This is a genomic window from Winogradskyella sp. (assembly GCF_013042245.1).
Taxonomy (GTDB): Bacteria; Bacteroidota; Bacteroidia; order Flavobacteriales; family Flavobacteriaceae; genus Winogradskyella.
The window spans coordinates 1-2217 of sequence record NZ_JABDQL010000149.1; the positions used below are offsets into that span (position 1 = coordinate 1).

2 protein-coding genes are annotated in these 2217 nt (G+C 35.1%); both read right to left on the reverse strand.

Annotated features, from left to right (window positions below; translation table 11 throughout):
* Positions 1-168: 168 nt before the first annotated feature.
* Positions 169-348 carry a hypothetical protein gene (locus tag HKP48_RS11830; RefSeq protein ID WP_363928619.1) on the reverse strand — a complete coding sequence of 60 codons (180 nt, stop codon included), beginning with the start codon at positions 346-348 and terminating at the stop codon, positions 169-171.
* Positions 349-544: 196 nt separating this feature from the next.
* Positions 545-1951 (reverse strand): dihydrolipoyl dehydrogenase, encoded by a 1407-nt coding sequence (gene lpdA / locus HKP48_RS11835; protein ID WP_296346108.1) that lies wholly within the window; start codon positions 1949-1951, stop codon positions 545-547.
* Positions 1952-2217 lie beyond the last annotated feature (266 nt).

Here is a 2217-nt window from a genome sequence, read left to right on the forward strand (position 1 = left end):
GTTTATAAAGTTACTGAATATTATATCGTAAAGTTATTTCCGAAATTTTTCCCCATTGGGCAATAGAAAAATTGCCCCAGAAAAATTTCAGAATAACTTTACTTACACACTTTATGGTTTGGTGCCATCTCCAGTAATAACTGAGGACTGAAAGACTTTTAGACTATTTTAGCTAAGGATTTCATTACTATAAATTGTACCAGATTGTACATCTTTGACTGTAAATGTAACAGGACGACAAAGCAATTCAAGAATTACATCTAGTTCTTTTGACTTACGAATCAAAGCATCATTATCGATATACTGAATATAACCACTATACGCTGAATTTAATTTGTGCGTGATCATATATTTTTCTTCTTCTTGTTTAAATTTTTCTGTATTCCATTGGCTTTTTTCTTATTTACCTAAGGTTTCTGGATATAAAGTTTCTAATGTTTTAGATATTTCTGAAACGACTGTATCTGCCTGAATACTAACAGCTATATGATAAATAAAAAAGCGAATCGGTTAGATTCGCTTTTACTTTACTATTTTTTAATATTTACACATGTAATGCTCTATCATCAGTAGCTGCTAAAGCCGCTTCTTTAATCGCTTCTGCAAATGTTGGATGTGCATGTGAATATCTAGAAATATCCTCAGCAGATGCCCTAAACTCCATAGCTGTAACTGCTTCGGCTATTAAATCGGCACAACGGGCGCCAATCATATGTACACCTAAAACTTCATCAGTGGTTTTATCTGCTAAGATTTTTACAAATCCATCAATATCTCCACTAGCACGAGCACGACCTAATGCTCTAAATGGAAATTGACCAACTTTGTATGCTGTACCAGCTTCTTTTAACTCTTCTTCAGTTTTACCAACGGCAGCCACTTCTGGCCATGTATACACCACGCCTGGTATTAAATTATAATCGATATGTGGTTTTTGTCCTGTTAAAGTTTCAGCTACAAATACACCTTCTTCTTCGGCTTTATGCGCTAACATTGCACCTTTAATAACATCACCAATAGCATATATGTTTGAAGCAGATGTTTGCAAATGTTCGTTAACCTCAACTTGACCTCTATCATTGATTTTTACGCCTGCAGCTTCAGCATTTAAGCCATCCGTGTATGGGCGGCGTCCAACAGACACTAAACAATAATCGCCTTTAAACTCTACAACTTCGCCTTTTTTGTTTTCGGCTTTAACAATCACCTCACCGCCTTTACGCTCCACAGATTGTACTTTATGAGACATCTGCATTTTGCATTTAGCTTTCTTAAAGACTTTGTTTAATTCTTTAGATAAACCTGCATCCATAGTCGGTAGAATTCGGTCTTGATATTCAATTACAGTAACCTGAGCACCTAATCTGTAATAAACTTGCCCAAGCTCTAAACCAATAACACCACCACCAATAACAATCATATGTTTTGGAATTTCTTTGAGCTTTAATGCTTCCGTTGATGTTATAATACGTTCTTTGTCTAATTCTATAAAGGGTAAGTTGCTTGGCTTACTTCCTGTTGCTATGATGATATTTTTACCTTCGATGGTTTCTGTAGAGCCATCATTCTTTTCAATATTTACATGAGTAGCATCTTTAAAAGACCCCAAACCCTCGTAAACATTAATCTTATTTTTCTTCATTAAAAAATCAATACCACCAGTGGTTTGGTCTACGACCGACTGCTTGCGGGCAATCATTTTTTCTAGGTTAACTTTAATTTCTCCTGGAATTTCGATACCGTGGTCTGAAAAATGCTTTGTTGCTTCTTCATAATGATGAGACGAGCTTAAAAGTGCTTTACTTGGGATACAACCTACATTGAGGCAGGTACCACCAAGTGTTGAATATTTTTCGATTATTGCGGTTTTCATCCCCAGTTGTGCGCAACGGATTGCTGCAACATATCCTCCAGGACCTGAACCTATAACTACGACATCGTATGATTTCATATATTTTGTATTTGTGTTTAAAAAAGAAATGCTTCGACAAACTCAGCATAACAAATTAACGAGTAGCAAAAATACAACTTAGAATAAAGATTTACGAATGGAAGACTACGTTTTTTTAGATAGAAATTTGGGATATCATAAACTAAACCACTATGGACTAAAGTACCATAGGTTTGTTACTGACTAAAGTCAGCAGTACGTGATTACTCAAGTATGAAATTTTCACTATCATTTTCAGATTTCCTGTGATGTTCTAAATACTCATT

What these genes read in the sequence shown, in the direction of transcription:
- HKP48_RS11830 (WP_363928619.1), bottom strand. Translation starts at nt 348, where the DNA reads ATGATCACGCACAAATTAAATTCAGCGTATAGTGGTTATATTCAGTAT.
- lpdA (WP_296346108.1), bottom strand. Translation starts at nt 1,951, where the DNA reads ATGAAATCATACGATGTCGTAGTTATAGGTTCAGGTCCTGGAGGATAT.